The following is a 17,128-nucleotide window of genomic DNA, read 5'->3' as shown; positions in this document are numbered from 1 at the left end:
TCCTGCCTGTAGTGCGAATCGGTTTGAGCAATTTTTTGTTAATAATTTGTAATGAGCATGTCAATACTACCTGAATGTTTGCGTCCATGAAAGGCATTCGTAATTAGGCTATAATGCGGCAATTGATAAAGCCTGAAAATACCATGCAGAAAACTTCATTTAGAAAACATCGCGTTGAGCGATTCAGCACACAACAAGTCACCAGACAACGTAAAGAACGCCAGCCAAAAACTGTGATCTTGTTCAATAAACCCTATGATGTGTTGCCGCAATTTACCGATGAAGCCGGGCGCAGCACGCTGAAAGATTTTATTCCGGTGGCGGGCGTTTACGCCGCAGGTCGGCTCGATCGCGACAGCGAAGGCCTGCTGGTGCTGACCAACGACGGCGCGCTGCAGGCGAAGCTGACCCAGCCGGGTAAGCGCACCGGCAAGATCTACTATGTTCAGGTGGAAGGCGAACCCACGCCCGAGGCGCTGACCGCCTTGCGCGACGGCGTCACCCTTAACGACGGCCCCACCCTGCCTGCCGGCGTAGAACTTGTCGAGGAGCCCGTCTGGCTGTGGCCGCGCAACCCGCCGATTCGTGAGCGCAAATCGATTCCCACCCGCTGGTTGAAAATCACGCTCTACGAGGGACGCAACCGCCAGGTGCGCCGGATGACCGCCCACGTCGGCTTCCCCACCCTGCGGCTGATCCGCTACGCCATGGGCGGCTATACCCTCGACGGACTGGCCAACGGCGACTGGCGCAAAGCCGAATAACTGAAAAGGAAAAGCGATGTTTAAACCTCATGTCACCGTTGCCTGCGTGGTTCACGCCCAGGATAAATTTCTCATCGTCGAAGAAACCATTAACGGCAAAGCGCTGTGGAACCAGCCGGCCGGCCATCTCGAGGCCAATGAAACGCTGCTGCAGGCCGCCGAACGTGAACTGTGGGAAGAGACCGGCATTCGCGCCACGCCGCAGCACTTCATCCGCATGCATCAGTGGCTGGCTCCCGATAACACGCCGTTTCTGCGCTTCTTGTTCGCCATCGAACTTAGCGATCTGTGCGCCACTGAACCACACGACAGCGATATCGATCGCTGCCTGTGGCTCAGTGCTGAGGAAATTCTTAACGCGCCGAACCTGCGCTCGCCGCTGGTTGCCGAAAGCATTTGCTGCTACCTGCAGGACCCGCGGCAGCCGCTGTCGCTGATTGGCGCATTTAACTGGCCGTTCACAGGGGGTGAATGAACGGTGAGCGCGTGCTAGAATACGCCGCCTCGAAGTTCAATGTAGCGAGTATTTCCATGTCAGAAAGCCAGAAAAAAGTGATCGTCGGCATGTCCGGCGGCGTCGACTCCTCGGTCTCCGCGTACCTGCTGCTGCAGCAAGGGTATAAGGTGGAAGGCCTGTTCATGAAGAACTGGGAGGAAGACGACGGCGAGGAATACTGCACCGCCGCCGCCGACCTTGCCGATGCGCAAGCGGTCTGCGATAAGCTGGGCATTGAACTGCACACCGTTAACTTTGCCGCCGAATATTGGGATAACGTCTTTGAGCTCTTCCTGGAAGAGTACAAAGCCGGCCGCACGCCGAACCCGGATATTCTGTGCAATAAAGAGATCAAATTTAAAGCCTTCCTCGAGTTTGCTGCCGAAGACCTCGGCGCCGACTACATCGCCACCGGGCACTATGTGCGCCGCGCCGATGTCGACGGTAAAAGCCAGCTGCTGCGCGGCCTCGACGGCAACAAAGATCAGAGCTACTTCCTCTACACCCTTAGCCACGAGCAGATTGCCCAGAGCCTGTTCCCGGTGGGTGAGCTGGAAAAACCGCAGGTGCGTAAGATCGCCGAAGAGCTGGATCTGATCACCGCGAAGAAAAAAGATTCCACCGGCATCTGCTTTATCGGCGAGCGTAAATTCCGCGATTTCCTTGGCCGCTATCTGCCGGCGCAGCCGGGCAAAATCCTCACCGTCGACGGCGAGGAGATCGGTACTCATCAGGGGCTGATGTACCACACCCTGGGCCAGCGTAAAGGGCTGGGTATCGGCGGCACCAAAGAGGGTAGCGAAGATCCATGGTACGTGGTCGATAAAGACGTTGAGAATAATATTCTTATCGTCGCCCAGGGCCATGACCACCCGCGCCTGATGTCCGTCGGTCTGATTGCCCAACAGCTGCACTGGGTAAACCGTGAACCGCTGCAGGGCACCCTGCGCTGCACGGTGAAAACCCGCTATCGCCAGACCGATATCCCCTGCACCGTTACCGCGCTGGATGAAGACCGTATCGAAGTCCGCTTCGATGAGCCGGTCGCGGCGGTGACCCCGGGCCAGTCCGCAGTGTTCTATTTAGGGGAAGTATGCCTCGGCGGCGGAATTATTGAACAACGACTGCCTCTGCAGTCCTGAACGCGCGTTATTTCCGCCGGGACGAACCGCCCTGGCGGCTGACAAGGAGTATGTGTGGCGAAGAATTACTATGACATCACCCTGGCGCTGGCTGGCGTTTGCCAGGCGGCGCGACTGGTTCAGCAACTGGCGCATCAGGGACATTGCGACAGCGATGCCCTGCATGTGTCGCTGAACAGCATCATCGACCTCGATCCTGAGTCGACGCTGGCGGTGTTCGGTGGCAGTGAAGCCAATCTTCGCCTCGGTCTTGAAACGCTGCTCGGGGTGCTCAATACCAGCAGCCGTCAGGGCCTCAATGCGGAACTCACCCGCTATACCCTGAGCCTGATGGTGCTGGAGCGCAAGCTCGCCGCCAGTAAAGGGGCGATGGACACGCTCGGCAACCGCATCGCCGGCCTGCACCGTCAGCTGGAACACTTTGACCTGCAGTCCGAAACGCTGCTCAGCGCCATGGCGGGCATCTATGTCGATGTGATAAGCCCGCTGGGGCCGCGTATTCAGGTGACCGGCTCCCCTGCCGTGCTGCAAAGCCCGCAGGTGCAGGCGAAAGTTCGCTCAGCGCTGCTGGCGGGTATTCGCGCCGCGGTGCTCTGGCATCAGGTGGGCGGCGGACGTCTGCAGCTTATGTTTTCCCGTAATCGTCTGGTTAACCAGGCAAAGCAAATTCTTGCTCATTTAACCCCGGAGTTGTGATCTATGGAATTATCCTCACTGACCGCCGTTTCCCCTGTAGACGGCCGCTACGGCGATAAAGTCAGCGCGCTGCGCGGTATCTTCAGCGAATTCGGTTTGCTGAAATTCCGCGTTCAGGTGGAAGTACGTTGGCTGCAAAAACTGGCCGCCCACGCAGCGATCAAGGAAGTTCCTGCTTTTGCTGCCGACGCAAACGGTTTCCTTGATAAAATCGTCGCCGATTTCAGCGTTGAAGACGCGGAGCGCATCAAAACCATCGAGCGCACCACTAACCACGACGTGAAAGCGGTAGAGTATTTCCTGAAAGAAAAAGTCGCTGACGTCGCCGAGCTGCACGCGGTATCAGAGTTTATTCACTTCGCCTGTACGTCTGAAGACATCAATAACCTCTCCCACGCGCTGATGCTGAAAACCGCCCGCGACGAAGTGGTTCTGCCTTACTGGCGCAAGCTGATTGACGCGGTAAAAGATCTGGCGACCCAGTATCGCGATGTGCCGCTGCTCTCCCGTACCCACGGCCAGCCGGCAACGCCGTCCACCATGGGTAAAGAGATGGCGAACGTCGCCTACCGTATGGAGCGGCAGTATCGTCAGCTGAACCAGGTGGAAATCCTCGGTAAAATCAACGGCGCGGTGGGTAACTACAACGCCCACATCGCCGCCTACCCGGAAGTCGACTGGCATCAGTTCAGCGAAGAGTTCGTTACCTCGCTGGGTATTCAGTGGAACCCGTACACCACGCAGATCGAGCCGCATGACTATATCGCTGAGCTGTTTGACTGCATCGCGCGCTTCAACACCATTCTGATCGACTTCGATCGCGACGTGTGGGGCTACATCGCGCTCAACCACTTCAAACAGAAAACCATCGCCGGGGAAATCGGCTCCTCCACCATGCCGCACAAGGTGAACCCAATTGACTTCGAAAACTCCGAAGGCAATCTCGGCCTGGCCAATGCGGTCATGCAGCACCTGGCCAGCAAACTGCCGGTTTCCCGCTGGCAGCGCGACCTGACCGACTCCACCGTTCTGCGTAACCTCGGCGTGGGCATCGGCTATGCGCTGATCGCCTATCAGTCCACCCTCAAAGGGATCAGCAAGCTGGAGCTGAACCAGGATCGCCTGCTGGACGAACTGGATCACAACTGGGAAGTACTGGCTGAGCCGATCCAGACCGTGATGCGTCGTTACGGTATCGAAAAACCGTACGAGAAGCTGAAAGAGCTGACCCGCGGCAAACGCGTGGACGCGGAAGGGATGAAGCAGTTTATTGACAGCCTCGCCCTGCCGGAAGAGGAAAAAGTGCGTCTCAAAGCGATGACCCCGGCCAACTATATCGGTCGGGCAATCACCATGGTTGACGAGCTGAAGTAATCGCCCTGCCCCTCTTTCCGCCGGAAAGAGGGGCGTTTTATCGCCGGAAAGCGATCAGATCCAAACGTCGTTCACCGCCGTCCGCTCGCCGCCCTCTTGGCCGGTATTCAACACCCCGCGCGGCTCAATCAGCATCAGCTTCGCTTCCGTCTCCGCCGAGGTCTTATGTTCCACCCCGCGCGGCACGACGATCATCTCCCCGGCCTTCACCAGCACATGCCCGTCGCGGAAGTCCACGCGCAATACCCCCTCCACCACCATCAATGTCTCATCGGTTTCCGGGTGGCTGTGCCAGATAAAGTCGCCGGCGATGCGCACGACCTTGAACTGATAGTCGTTCATTTCAGCCACCACTTTGGGCTGCCATTGTTCGCTGAACAGGGAAAATTTATGAGCAAGATTAACGAGTTGATACATGGGCTGTCTCCTTGTGATAAAGGCAGTCAGCATAGTTCGCCTCGCCGCGTTGACGCTTGAACGATTGTGCAACCTGCGCCGCCTTATCCGCGGATCGCCCGCAGCCAGCGCCCCGGAGAGAGGCCAAAGCGGCTGATAAACTGGCGCGTCATGTGGCTCTGGTCGGCAAAGCCCGCGTCGGCGGCAATATCCACCAGACGCTCCCCGGCGCGCATCCGCTGGCGGCAAAAATCGAGCCGGCGCATCATGACGTAGCGCCACGGGCTGGTGCCGTACAGCGTTCTGAAATCCCGGCTCAGGCTCCAGCGGTCCCGGCCGCTGACCTGCGACAGGGTGTCGAGGGTCATATCCTGCATAAAACAGGCATGGATATACTCCCGGGCCCTCTCCGCCGCCTGATAATCAAACGCCTGGCGACGGGAACGTTGGCCGCCGACAACGGCCAGGGTCTGCGCCAGGTCGTACAGGGCGTCCTCTTCCTCCAGCGGCTCGAAGGTATCCGTGACCGCTTTCAACAGCGGCTGCGCGGCGCGACGTAGCCGTGGATCCGCCGACAAGCCGTCGGGGATAAACGGTAGTGGCCTGCCGCCGAGTATCTTCTGGATCAGCGCCGGTTCGATATAAACCATGCGGTAGTGAAACCCCGCCTCGGTGCCCGCCTCGCCATCGTGTATTTCGTCCGGATGAAGCACCATCGTTCCGCCGGGCAGGCTGTGCTGGAGTCCGCCGCGATAGTGAAAGCTCTGCACGCCGGCGATCGTCTGGCCGATGGCGTAGGTATCATGCCGGTGCGGCTCATAGCCGTGGCCGCCGAAGAAGGCTTCGATGCGTTCCGTCCGGCTGGGCGATTGCGCCAGCCTGACCCAGTCCGCGCTCTGCTGCTGAGACATAATGGATAACCTGCGACGTTCTTGAGGGGTGATTCCAGCACTATTACACAAAAAATTAACATCACCAACCCGCTCGCCGTTCGCATCCTGCCGCTGGGCGTTTACTGAAATTACGCATAGAATGAAGGAGTTCCATGCAGTATGCGCAAAGGGCGCCGCCGAATGCTGGCCAGCCCGGGGGCATCAGGGGCCCTTTTTATAAAAAGCTTTATTTAACAGCCGTTTATATTTTGCGTATATAATGAGCGTCAGACTACTATCGAAAATGCTAGGGAGAACAGCCATGCGCGTACTCGTGGTTGAGGATAATGCCCTGCTGCGTCACCACCTCAAAGTTCAGCTGCAGGAGCTGGGCCATCAGGTCGATGCGGCGGAAGATGCCAGGGAAGCGGACTACTATCTGGGCGAACATCTCCCGGATATCGCCATCGTCGATCTCGGCCTGCCGGATGAAGACGGTTTATCACTGATCCGCCGCTGGCGCAGCCACGACGTGTCGCTGCCGGTGCTGGTGCTGACCGCCCGCGAAGGATGGCAGGATAAAGTGGAAGTGCTGAGCGCCGGGGCGGATGATTACGTCACCAAGCCTTTCCATATTGAAGAGGTTGCCGCCCGCATGCAGGCGCTGCTGCGCCGTAACAGCGGTCTGGCCTCGCAGGTGATCTCCCTGCCGCCGTTCCAGGTCGACCTCTCCCGGCGCGAGCTGTCGGTGAATGACCAGCCGATCAAGCTGACCGCCTTTGAATACACCATTATGGAAACCCTGATCCGTAACCGCGGCAAAGTGGTCAGCAAAGATTCGCTGATGCTCCAGCTTTACCCGGATGCCGAACTGCGAGAAAGCCACACCATCGACGTGCTGATGGGTCGGCTGCGCAAGAAAATTCAGGCTGAATACCCACAGGACGTCATCACCACGGTGCGCGGCCAGGGCTATCTGTTCGAATTGCGCTGATGAAGGGACTGTTGCGGCATATCTTCCCGCTGTCATTACGGGTTCGCTTCCTGCTGGCGACCGCCGGGGTGGTGCTGGTGCTCTCCCTGGCCTACGGCATGGTGGCCCTGGTGGGCTATAGCGTTAGCTTCGATAAAACCACCTTTCGCCTGCTGCGCGGCGAGAGCAATCTCTTTTATATGCTGGCGAGATGGGAAAACGGCGCTATTGACGTCGATATCCCGGAAAACCTGAATATGGAAAGCCCGACGGTGACCCTTATCTACGATGAGCAGGGCAAACTGCTGTGGGCGCAGCGTGATGTTCCCTGGCTGGCGAAACGCATTCAACCGGAATGGCTGAAACGCAATGGCTTCCATGAGATTGAAGCCGATGTCGACAGCAGCAGTATGCTGTTGCGCAATAACCATGAGATTCAGGAACAGCTGGACGCTATCCGCGAACAGGGCGACGACTCTGAGATGACCCACTCGGTGGCGATCAACCTCTACCCGGCCACCAGCAAAATGCCTCAGCTCAGCATTGTGGTTGTCGACACCATTCCGGTGGAGCTCAAGCGCAGCTATATGGTGTGGAGCTGGTTTGTCTATGTGCTGGCCGCCAACCTGCTGCTGGTGATCCCCCTGCTGTGGGTCGCCGCCTGGTGGAGCCTGCGGCCCATTGAGTCGCTGGCCAAAGAGGTGCGCGAACTGGAGGAACATCACCGCGAAAAGCTCAATCCCAACACCACTCGCGAGCTGACCCGGCTGGTCAGCAACCTCAACCGCCTGGTTCGCAGCGAGCGCGAACGCTATGACAAATACCGCACTACCCTCACCGATCTCACTCACAGTCTGAAAACGCCGCTGGCGGTGATGCAGAGTACACTGCGCTCGCTGCGCGGCGAGAAGATCAGCGTCGACGAGGCGGAGCCGGTGATGCTGGAGCAGATAAGCCGCATCTCGCAGCAGATTGGTTATTACCTGCATCGCGCCAGCATGCGCAGCGGCGGCACCCTCTTGAGCCGGGAATTACACCCGATCGCCCCCCTGCTTGACAGCCTGACTTCCGCTCTCAACAAGGTCTATCAGCGCAAAGGGGTCAATATCTCGCTCGACATCTCGCCGGAGATCACTTTTGTCGGCGAGCAGAACGATTTTATGGAAGTGATGGGTAACGTTCTTGATAACGCCTGTAAGTATTGCCTGGAGTTCGTGGAAGTTTCCGTGCGCCAGACCACCGACAGCCATCTGCACATCCTGGTGGAAGACGATGGGCCGGGGATCCCGCAGAGCCAGCGCCGGGCCGTTTTCGACCGCGGCCAGCGGGCTGATACCCTGCGTCCCGGCCAGGGGGTAGGGCTCTCCGTTGCGCGTGAAATTGTCGAACAATATGATGGAGAGATCATCGCCGGGGAAAGCCTGCTCGGCGGCGCCTGCATGGAGGTGGTGTTTGGCCGCCAGCAGATGGAAGATAAACAGAGTTAATCGTTGAGATTTTTCACGGCGCCTGCATCGCCAGGGCGCCGCATCCGTTATAATCCCTGTCAGACACCTGCAGTGGAATATCAATATGGATTATCAATTAACGCTTAACTGGCCCGACTTTATCGAACGCTACTGGCAAAAACGGCCGGTGGTATTGAAGCGCGGCTTCGCCAATTTTATCGACCCCCTAAGCCCGGACGAACTGGCAGGACTGGCCATGGAGAGCGAGGTCGATAGCCGCCTTGTCAGCCATCAGGATGGAAAATGGCAGGTCAGTCACGGTCCTTTCGAAAGCTACGATCACCTGAGCGAAAACAACTGGTCCCTGCTGGTGCAGGCGGTTAACCACTGGCATGAACCGTCCGCAGCGCTGATGCATCCGTTCCGTGCCCTGCCGGACTGGCGTATCGACGACCTGATGATCTCCTTCTCGGTGCCGGGAGGCGGCGTCGGCCCGCATCTGGATCAGTATGATGTGTTTATCATTCAGGGCACCGGCCGTCGGCGCTGGCGCGTTGGGGAAAAGGTGCCGATGAAACAGCACTGCCCGCATCCGGACCTGCTGCAGGTTGACCCCTTCGAGGCGATCATCGATGAAGAGATGGAGCCTGGCGATATTCTCTATATTCCGCCGGGATTCCCGCATGAGGGTTATTCGCTGGAAAACTCGCTTAACTATTCGGTCGGCTATCGCGCGCCGAATGCCCGCGAGCTGTTTAGCGGCTTTGCCGACTATGTCCTTCAGCGCGAACTGGGCAGCCAGCGCTACGCCGATCCGGACGTGCCGTCCCGCGACCATCCGGCGGATATTTTACCGACCGAACTCGACCGCCTGCGCGAGATGATGCTGGGTCTGATTAACCAACCGGAGCACTTTAAGCAGTGGTTCGGCGAGTTTATCACCCAGTCGCGTCATGAGCTCGACGTCGCGCCGCCGGAGCCGCCGTATCAGCCAGATGAGATTTACGATGCCCTGCAGCAGGGCGATACCCTGGAACGCCTGGGCGGCCTGCGGGTGCTGCGCATTGACGGCGAGGTATTCGTTAACGGCGAGAAGATCAACTCCCCGCACCGTCCGGCGCTGGACGCCTTAGCCACCCATCTGACGCTGCGCGCCGACCATTTTGGCGATGCGCTGGAAGATCCTTCTTTCCTCGCCATGCTGGCAGCGCTGGTCAACAGCGGCTATTGGTTCTTTGGCGACTGAGCCATCATCCTGCCCGGCGGCGCTGCGCTTGCCGGGCCTACGGGTTCCGCGCTCACCGGCTGGACCGTAGGCCGGATAAGGCGAAGCCGCCATCCGGCACTTTGTGGTTTCGATGGCGGCAATGTCTTACCCGAGTATTATCTCCTCTCGCCTGCATCAAATTCGCTTACCTCACCCGCCCAATCCGGCGGATACCATCCCCGGCGCACATCGCGATGAAAGGTCGAATACGGCCAATCCTGCACCCGACGGACATGACCGTGCTTAACGGGATTGATATAAACGTAATCCATATGCCGTCGGTAATCTTCTTCATTACGGATGGCATGTTCCCAGAATCGCGGCTGCCAGATATGGCGCTGCGCCAGCGCTCGGGTAAACATTTTTTTAATGTCCCGCCAGCGACCGGAATAATCGGTATCCCCCTCAGGCAGGGTCCAGATGCAGTGCATATGCTCTGGTAAAACCACCCAGGCGTTAATCAGAAAAGGTTTTTTGCTTTTAACAGACGCTATAGCGGCACGCAGATGAACAATATGTCGCGTCAGGAGATCGCTGCGCCGATTTTGCAGGTTAACGGTGAAGAACCAGCAGCCGCCAGGGATATAACTGCGACGATAATCAGACATGTGAGGTTCCCTCCTCAGTATTAGCCTTATCGCTTTTGCCCGGCGGCGCTGCGCTTGCCGGGCCTACGGGTTCTGTGGTCACCGGCTGAACCGTTGGCCGGATAAGGCGAAGCCGCCATCCGGCATAAAGACAGGACCCGCTCTAATGTCGAACGCCCGGCGGCGCTGCGCTTGCCGGGCCTACGGGTTCCGCGCTCACCGGCTGGACCGTAGGCCGGATAAGGCGAAGCCGCCATCCGGCATAAAGACAGGCACCCGCTCTGCTGTTCACCGCCCGGCGGCGCTGCGCTTGCCGGGCCTACGGGTCCCGCGGTCACCGGCTGGATCGTAGGCCGGATAAGGCGAAGCCGCCATCCGGCATCTTGTCCGACACGCGGCCTTACCGGGCCGCCTGAGAAGATTAATGCCCTTTGCGTGCCGCCGTCAGCTCGGCGATACGCACGATCACCTGCACCGCTTTCTCCATTCCTTCCAGGGTGACAAACTCATGTTTGCCGTGATAGTTGTAGCCACCGGTAAACAGGTTTGGGCACGGCAGTCCCATAAATGAGAGCTGCGCGCCGTCGGTGCCGCCGCGGATCGGCTTCATCTGCGGTTCAATATCGCAGTCCACCATCGCCTGGCGGGCAATATCGACCACGTGCGGATGGGCGATCACCTGCTCATGCATGTTGTAATAACTGTCCTCGATCACCAGCTCAATATAACAGTCCGGGTGCAGTCCCTTGCCGACCTTTTTGGCGATCTCCATCATCTTGCGCTTGCGCGCCTCGAAGTGCTTACGGTCAAAATCGCGGATGATGTAATGCATCTCGGCCCGATCGACGCTGCCTTTCATGCTGGTGAGATGATAAAAACCTTCATAGCCTTCAGTGGTCTCCGGCGCTTCATCGGCCGGTACTTCGGCATGAATGCGCGCGGCCAGCGACAGCGCGTTGACCATCACCCCTTTCGCGGTGCCGGGGTGCACGTTATTACCGACAATTTTTATCGTCACCGAGGCGGCGTTGAAGTTTTCAAACTCCAGTTCGCCGACCCCGCCGCCGTCGACGGTATAGGCCCAGCGGGCGTCAAAGGCCTCGACGTCGAAATGCTTCGCCCCTTTACCCACCTCTTCATCAGGGGTGAAGGCCACGCGGATATCGCCATGAGGAATATTTTTCGCCTGCAGGGTCGCCAGCGCGGTCATAATTTCGGCAATGCCGGCTTTGTCGTCCGCCCCGAGCAGCGTTTTCCCGTCGGTGGTGATCAGCGTCTGTCCCAAAAGCTGATGCAGAACCGGGAACATCACCGGGGAGAGCACCTCATCGCCGATACCCAGCGCGATATCGCCGCCGCGATAGTTTTCAACAATCTGCGGATTAACGTTTTTACCACTGAAATCCGGGGAGGTGTCGACGTGGGAGATAAAACCGATGGCCGGGATATCGCCCTCAACGTTAGCGGGCAAAGTTCCCATTACCGTCCCTTTTTCACTCAGCGTTACCTTGACCAGTCCCATTTCTTCCAGCTGCGCCTGCAACAGGCGTAACAGCTTCCACTGCCCTTCCGTGCTGGGGACCTGACGAACGCCAGGCTTTGACTGCGTGTCCAAAGAAACGTACTGCAAAAAAACGCTCAAGCAATTTATCCATGTAGCCACCCTCTTCTTTTGTGACAACATTATTCATAAGCCAGAAAAGACAAATATTGCGTCAGGTCATTTTTAGCCCGTAAAGCGAAATTTAATAACGGAACCGACGTTATGGTGTAAAGGTAGACTATGCGGGCGTATCAAGGATTGGCGATTACCCTCGTTTGCCGTAGAATGCTGGCCCTTATTAAAAACGTGCAACCCCAAAGGTGGTTAATCACAAACCCCGCAGCGGCCGGAAATTTGCCGTTGCGTCTACATGGGACAGAGTCAAAAATTGAATATACAACCGCGTTCGCGTTCGCCGCTGGTGCATCTGGCGGGAATTCGCAAGAGCTTTGATGGTAAAACGGTCATCGACAACCTTAACCTGACCATCAACAATGGTGAGTTTCTCACTCTGCTTGGCCCCTCTGGCTGCGGTAAAACCACCGTTCTGCGCCTTATTGCCGGCCTGGAAAACGTCGACAGCGGACGGATCCATCTCGAAGATCACGATATCACTCATGTTCCGGCGGAAAACCGCCACGTCAATACCGTATTCCAAAGCTACGCCCTGTTTCCGCATATGACGGTGTTCGAGAACGTCGCCTTTGGCCTGCGGATGCAGAAAACACCGGCGGCGGAAATCACCCCACGGGTGATGGATGCCTTAAAGATGGTGCAGTTGGAGGCGTTTGCCCAGCGCAAACCGCACCAGCTCTCCGGCGGCCAGCAGCAGCGCGTGGCCATCGCCCGCGCGGTGGTCAACAAACCGCGTCTGCTGCTGCTCGATGAGTCTCTTTCGGCACTGGATTACAAGCTGCGCAAGCAGATGCAGAACGAACTGAAAGCGCTGCAGCGTAAGCTCGGGATCACCTTCGTCTTCGTCACCCACGATCAGGAAGAGGCTCTGACCATGTCCGATCGCATCGTGGTGATGCGTGATGGCAAAATCGAACAGGACGGCACCCCGCGAGAGATCTACGAAGAGCCGAAGAACCTGTTTGTCGCCAGCTTTATCGGCGAGATCAATATCTTTGACGCCACGGTAATTGAACGTCTCGACGAACAGCGCGTGCGCGCCCGCGTTGAAGGACGGGAATGCAACATCACCGTCAATTTTGCCGTGGAGGCCGGCCAGCGTCTGCATGTCCTGCTGCGCCCGGAAGATCTGCGCGTCGACGAGATCCACCATAACAGCGACGCCGACGGCCTGATCGGCTATGTCCGCGAGCGCAACTATAAAGGCATGACTCTGGAGTCGGTGGTGGAACTGGAGAACGGCAAAATGGTGATGGTCAGCGAGTTCTTTAACGAAGACGACCCGGATTTCGACCACTCTCTTGACCAGAAAATGTCTATCAATTGGGTGGAAAGCTGGGAGGTGGTGCTGGCCGATGAAGAACACCAGTAAATTCCAGAATGTGGTGATCGCTACTATCGTCGGTTGGCTGGTGCTGTTTGTCTTCCTGCCCAACCTGATGATCATCGCCACCAGCTTTTTGACCCGCGACGATGCCAACTTCGTCAAACTGGTCTTCACGCTGGATAACTATTCGCGGCTACTGGATCCGCTCTATTATGACGTTCTGCTGCATTCGCTAAACATGGCGCTGCTGGCGACCCTCGCCTGCCTGGCGCTTGGCTATCCGTTTGCGTGGTTCCTCGCCCGGCTGCCGCAGAAGGTACGGCCCCTGCTGCTGTTCCTGCTGATCGTCCCTTTTTGGACCAACTCGTTGATCCGCATCTACGGGCTGAAGATTTTCCTCAGCACTAAAGGTTACCTGAACGAGTTTCTGCTGTGGCTGGGGGTGATCGACACCCCGATACGCATTATGTTCACCCCCTCGGCGGTGATCATCGGCCTGGTGTACATCCTGCTGCCGTTTATGGTGATGCCGCTCTACTCCAGCATTGAGAAACTGGATCGCCCGCTGCTGGAAGCGGCGAAAGATCTCGGCGCCAGCAAGCTGCAGACCTTTATCCGCATTATCATCCCGCTGACCATGCCGGGGATCATCGCCGGCTGTCTGCTGGTGATGCTGCCGGCGATGGGGTTGTTCTACGTTTCCGACCTGATGGGCGGCGCCAAGAACCTGCTGATCGGCAACGTGATCAAAAGCCAGTTCCTCAATATCCGCGACTGGCCGTTCGGCGCGGCAACCAGCATTACCTTAACCCTGGTGATGGGCCTGATGCTGTTGATTTACTGGCGCGCGGCGCGCCTGCTGAATAAAAAGGTGGAGCTGGAATGATCGGTCGACTGCTGCGCGGCGGCTTTATGACCGCCATCTACGCGTATCTCTACATCCCTATTATTATTCTGATCGTTAACTCGTTTAACCGGTCGCGCTTCGGCATCAACTGGCAGGGGTTCACCACCGACTGGTATAGCCTGCTGATGAACAACGATAGCCTGCTGCAGGCCGCCCAGCACTCGCTGACCATGGCGGTGCTGTCGGCGACCTTCGCCACCCTTATCGGCTCGCTGACCGCCGTGGCGCTGTACCGTTACCGCTTTCGCGGCAAACCGTTTGTCAGCGGCATGCTGTTTGTGGTGATGATGTCGCCAGATATTGTGATGGCCATCTCTCTGCTGGTGCTGTTTATGCTGATCGGCGTCCAGCTTGGTTTCTGGTCGCTGCTGTTTTCGCATATCACCTTCTGCCTGCCGTTTGTGGTGGTCACCGTTTACTCCCGCCTGAAAGGCTTTGACGTGCGGATGCTGGAGGCGGCGAAAGATCTGGGCGCCAGCGAGATGACCATCCTGCGCAAAATTATCCTGCCGCTGGCCCTGCCGGCGGTAGCCGCTGGGTGGTTGCTGAGCTTCACCCTGTCGATGGATGACGTGGTAGTCTCCTCGTTCGTGACCGGTCCGGGGTATGAAATCCTGCCACTGAAGATCTATTCGATGGTCAAGGTTGGCGTTTCGCCAGAGGTGAACGCCCTGGCCACGATTTTGTTGGTTCTGTCGCTGGTGATGGTCATCGCCAGTCAGTTAATTGCACGTGATAAAACTCAGGGGACGTTAAAATGAAAAAATGGTCACGCCACCTGCTCGCGGCGAGCGCTCTGGCAATCGGCATGGGCGCTGCGCACGCGGACGATAGCAAAACGCTCTATTTCTATAACTGGACCGAGTATGTGCCGCCGGGCCTGCTGGAGCAGTTCACCAAAGAGACCGGCATCAAGGTTATCTATTCGACCTACGAGTCGAACGAAACCATGTACGCCAAGCTCAAAACCTATAAAGACGGCGCGTACGACCTGGTCGTCCCGTCGACCTACTTTGTCGACAAGATGCGCAAAGAAGGCATGCTGCAGAAGATCGATAAGAGCAAGCTGACTAACTTCAGCAACCTCGATCCGCAGATGCTGAATAAACCGTTCGATCCGAATAACGACTACTCCATCCCCTATATCTGGGGGGCGACGGCCATCGGCGTCAACAGCGAGGCGATTGACCCGAAAACTATCACCAGCTGGGCCGACCTGTGGAAGCCGGAATACAAAAGCAGCCTGCTGCTGACCGACGACGCGCGCGAAGTGTTCCAGATGGCGCTGCGTAAGCTGGGCTATTCCGGCAACACCACCGACCCGAAAGAGATTGAAGCCGCCTATAACGAGCTGAAAAAGCTGATGCCCAACGTCGCAGCGTTTAACTCTGATAACCCGGCGAACCCGTATATGGAAGGCGAAGTGAACCTCGGGATGGTATGGAACGGCTCGGCTTACGTCGCCCGCCAGGCAGGTACTCCGCTGGAAGTGATCTGGCCGAAAGAGGGCGGCATCTTCTGGATGGACAGCCTGTCGATCCCGGCGAACGCCAAAAACGTCGACGGCGCGCTGAAGCTGATTAACTTCCTGCTGCGCCCGGATGTCGCCAAACAGGTCGCTGAAACCATCGGTTATCCGACGCCGAACCTTGCGGCGCGCAAGATGCTCAGCCCGGCAGTGGCCAACGATAAATCGCTCTATCCGGATGCTGCGACCATTGAGAAAGGCGAATGGCAGAATGACGTCGGCAGCGCCAGCGCCATTTATGAAGAGTATTACCAGAAGCTGAAAGCGGGCCGTTAAGTTTATTATTAGTCGGGTAAACGTTGTTTACCCGACTAACCTATTTTTGCTAATCTACCCTTTCTTTAAAATTTCTAAACAGAAGCCAATTGCAGGTATCACGCGCTTTCAATAATCAAAATTCATATGTGTAACAAGGACTGATACGCATGAAAAAAAATGATCGCACGCTTTATTATATCTTTCTCATCCTTGGCTTGGTCATGATATTTATTTCTGCCGTTATTTATTATTACCAACGCCATTCAATAGGCAACGTAATACATACCACTGGCATTATCGTCGATACCCAGCAGCGTAAACCCAACCCATATCGACGCAATAGCGTATCCCGTAATGCTAAGTCATGGTTCCCCGTCGTTGCTTTCCGCCCTTCCAACGAGGTTACTCTCATTTTTACGTCAAAAACCAGCAGTTCGTTGTATGAAAAAAGTGAAGGCACTACGGTTGACGTGATTTATCCACCAGGAAAACCGTACGAAGCTAAAATATACAATATATGGATTAATTTTTTTAAGTGGGGCATCATCGGTATTATTGGACTCGCCTTTTCAGGAGCCAGTTTGCTTATCCGTCCATCCTCCGCAAAAGGACAGAGGATTGTGCAATGAAAAATACCTTTTCCCTGCTAATTTGCCTATGTACTTTTATATTTGTTCATCCAGCTTATGCAGCTCCCTTCCCCTCTCTCACGGGATCTGTCACTGATACCACAGGGCTACTAACGGGAAAAAAAGATATCATCGATCGCGCTGAACGCTTTCAACAGAATACGGGGATCACAGTTTACATTTTGTTCACCCATCAGGAAAATATTATCCCGGCAAATAATTCTGAACTTCAGGCAGTCGCTCATCCCATCACTGATATGGATCACAACAGTATACTGCTGATCGTCACTGCTGATAGCCAGCAGATATATCTGCTCAGCTCCTCTGCGCTCCAGCCTCGCCTCAAAGCCAGCCGCGCCTTAACCATCATCGTAAATCACACCAGCGCTTACCTACAGCATGGCCTGTGGTTCCAGGGAATCAACACTGCGCTGGACGTATTACAAGCGGCATTACTACAACAGCCCACGCCATCGCTAACCTGGTATGCATCATCGGAAAATCCCCATCAGGATGATTTCCCAGGCCATCCTCTGGGCTTTCTCCTCTGGATCTTGGTGTTTATGTGCTGCACCTGGATATTCCGTTACACCACCCGCCTGCGTTATGCCCTGAAATTTGCGTTCGCCATGGCCTGCGGCAACTTATGTTATCAGGCATTGTGCCTGTACTTTGGCTCAGGCGTCCACACTTTAAACCGAGTCGCTCCGCTGTGGGCCACAATCATCGGAGTTAGCACATTTCTGGCCACCTTACTGTGGACGCGAAAGCGAAGATAAGAATTCG

The 17,128-nt window shown here is 56.6% G+C and carries 17 protein-coding genes and 1 pseudogene; 14 read left to right on the top strand and 4 right to left on the bottom strand.

Annotated elements, in window-relative coordinates; genetic code table 11:
* The first annotated feature begins 113 nt into the window (after window positions 1-113).
* The 5 genes from rluE to purB are packed head-to-tail and all read left to right on the top strand — an operon-like array spanning window position 114 to window position 4,472.
* Window positions 114-764 (top strand): 23S rRNA pseudouridine(2457) synthase RluE, encoded by a 651-nt coding sequence (rluE, locus tag HMPREF1024_RS15535; RefSeq protein WP_004150801.1) that lies wholly within the window; start codon window positions 114-116, stop codon window positions 762-764.
* Between the two features lie 16 nt (window positions 765-780).
* Window positions 781-1,239 (top strand): NUDIX hydrolase, encoded by a 459-nt coding sequence (locus tag HMPREF1024_RS15540; protein ID WP_009308424.1) that lies wholly within the window; start codon window positions 781-783, stop codon window positions 1,237-1,239.
* Window positions 1,240-1,295: 56 nt separating this feature from the next.
* On the top strand, window positions 1,296-2,402 hold the full coding sequence (gene mnmA, locus HMPREF1024_RS15545; RefSeq protein WP_004150803.1) for a tRNA 2-thiouridine(34) synthase MnmA: 1,107 nt from the start codon (window positions 1,296-1,298) through the stop codon (window positions 2,400-2,402).
* A gap of 54 nt (window positions 2,403-2,456) precedes the next feature.
* Window positions 2,457-3,098: a high frequency lysogenization protein HflD gene (hflD, locus tag HMPREF1024_RS15550; protein ID WP_004140557.1), complete on the top strand. Its 642-nt coding sequence runs from the start codon at window positions 2,457-2,459 to the stop codon at window positions 3,096-3,098.
* A 3-nt stretch (window positions 3,099-3,101) separates the two neighbouring features.
* Window positions 3,102-4,472 (top strand): adenylosuccinate lyase, encoded by a 1,371-nt coding sequence (gene purB, locus HMPREF1024_RS15555; protein ID WP_009308423.1) that lies wholly within the window; start codon window positions 3,102-3,104, stop codon window positions 4,470-4,472.
* 54 nt (window positions 4,473-4,526) lie between these two features.
* Here the strand turns inward: purB and HMPREF1024_RS15560 are convergent, their stop codons facing one another.
* A complete protein-coding gene (locus HMPREF1024_RS15560) occupies window positions 4,527-4,889 on the bottom strand; it encodes a cupin domain-containing protein (RefSeq protein ID WP_009308422.1) in 363 nt (120 codons plus the stop codon).
* 83 nt (window positions 4,890-4,972) lie between these two features.
* On the bottom strand, window positions 4,973-5,779 hold the full coding sequence (locus HMPREF1024_RS15565) for an AraC family transcriptional regulator (RefSeq protein ID WP_004179353.1): 807 nt from the start codon (window positions 5,777-5,779) through the stop codon (window positions 4,973-4,975).
* Window positions 5,780-6,062: 283 nt separating this feature from the next.
* On the opposite strand from HMPREF1024_RS15565, the gene phoP reads away from it, so the two are divergent.
* From phoP to HMPREF1024_RS15580, 3 genes are all read left to right on the top strand, one after another.
* On the top strand, window positions 6,063-6,734 hold the full coding sequence (phoP, locus tag HMPREF1024_RS15570) for a two-component system response regulator PhoP (RefSeq protein WP_004150807.1): 672 nt from the start codon (window positions 6,063-6,065) through the stop codon (window positions 6,732-6,734).
* Window positions 6,734-8,200: a two-component system sensor histidine kinase PhoQ gene (gene phoQ, locus HMPREF1024_RS15575; RefSeq protein WP_004147969.1), complete on the top strand. Its 1,467-nt coding sequence runs from the start codon at window positions 6,734-6,736 to the stop codon at window positions 8,198-8,200. The genes phoP and phoQ overlap by 1 nt, the downstream gene beginning before the upstream one ends.
* 85 nt (window positions 8,201-8,285) lie before the next feature.
* Window positions 8,286-9,407: a cupin domain-containing protein gene (locus tag HMPREF1024_RS15580; protein ID WP_004176560.1), complete on the top strand. Its 1,122-nt coding sequence runs from the start codon at window positions 8,286-8,288 to the stop codon at window positions 9,405-9,407.
* 137 nt (window positions 9,408-9,544) lie between these two features.
* Here the strand turns inward: HMPREF1024_RS15580 and HMPREF1024_RS15585 are convergent, their stop codons facing one another.
* Together HMPREF1024_RS15585 and pepT are read right to left on the bottom strand one after the other, a co-directional pair.
* Entirely contained in the window at window positions 9,545-10,036 is a 492-nt protein-coding gene (locus tag HMPREF1024_RS15585) for a transposase (RefSeq protein ID WP_009308421.1), read from the bottom strand.
* A gap of 400 nt (window positions 10,037-10,436) precedes the next feature.
* Window positions 10,437-11,670 (bottom strand): annotated as a pseudogene (gene pepT / locus HMPREF1024_RS15590) (peptidase T).
* A gap of 258 nt (window positions 11,671-11,928) precedes the next feature.
* Between pepT and potA the strand changes: the two are divergent.
* From potA to HMPREF1024_RS15620, 6 genes are all read left to right on the top strand, one after another.
* Window positions 11,929-13,065 carry a spermidine/putrescine ABC transporter ATP-binding protein PotA gene (potA, locus tag HMPREF1024_RS15595; RefSeq protein WP_004147966.1) on the top strand — a complete coding sequence of 379 codons (1,137 nt, stop codon included), beginning with the start codon at window positions 11,929-11,931 and terminating at the stop codon, window positions 13,063-13,065.
* Window positions 13,049-13,906: a spermidine/putrescine ABC transporter permease PotB gene (potB, locus tag HMPREF1024_RS15600; protein WP_004150812.1), complete on the top strand. Its 858-nt coding sequence runs from the start codon at window positions 13,049-13,051 to the stop codon at window positions 13,904-13,906. Before potA ends, potB begins: the two co-directional genes overlap by 17 nt.
* Entirely contained in the window at window positions 13,903-14,688 is a 786-nt protein-coding gene (gene potC / locus HMPREF1024_RS15605; protein ID WP_004150813.1) for a spermidine/putrescine ABC transporter permease PotC, read from the top strand. The genes potB and potC overlap by 4 nt, the downstream gene beginning before the upstream one ends.
* Window positions 14,685-15,731, top strand: a complete 1,047-nt coding sequence (gene potD / locus HMPREF1024_RS15610; RefSeq protein ID WP_004140590.1) for a spermidine/putrescine ABC transporter substrate-binding protein PotD — start codon at window positions 14,685-14,687, stop codon at window positions 15,729-15,731. The genes potC and potD overlap by 4 nt, the downstream gene beginning before the upstream one ends.
* 149 nt (window positions 15,732-15,880) lie before the next feature.
* A complete protein-coding gene (locus HMPREF1024_RS15615) occupies window positions 15,881-16,342 on the top strand; it encodes a DUF3592 domain-containing protein (RefSeq protein ID WP_009308419.1) in 462 nt (153 codons plus the stop codon).
* Entirely contained in the window at window positions 16,339-17,121 is a 783-nt protein-coding gene (locus HMPREF1024_RS15620; protein WP_009308418.1) for a YgcG family protein, read from the top strand. The genes HMPREF1024_RS15615 and HMPREF1024_RS15620 overlap by 4 nt, the downstream gene beginning before the upstream one ends.
* Window positions 17,122-17,128 lie beyond the last annotated feature (7 nt).

Origin of the sequence: Klebsiella sp. 4_1_44FAA, from assembly GCF_000238715.1 — a bacterium.
In the GTDB taxonomy this organism is placed as follows: Bacteria; Pseudomonadota; Gammaproteobacteria; order Enterobacterales; family Enterobacteriaceae; genus Klebsiella; species Klebsiella pneumoniae.
Note: the sequence above shows the minus strand (reverse complement) of the source record. Positions and strands in the feature narration are given on the sequence as shown.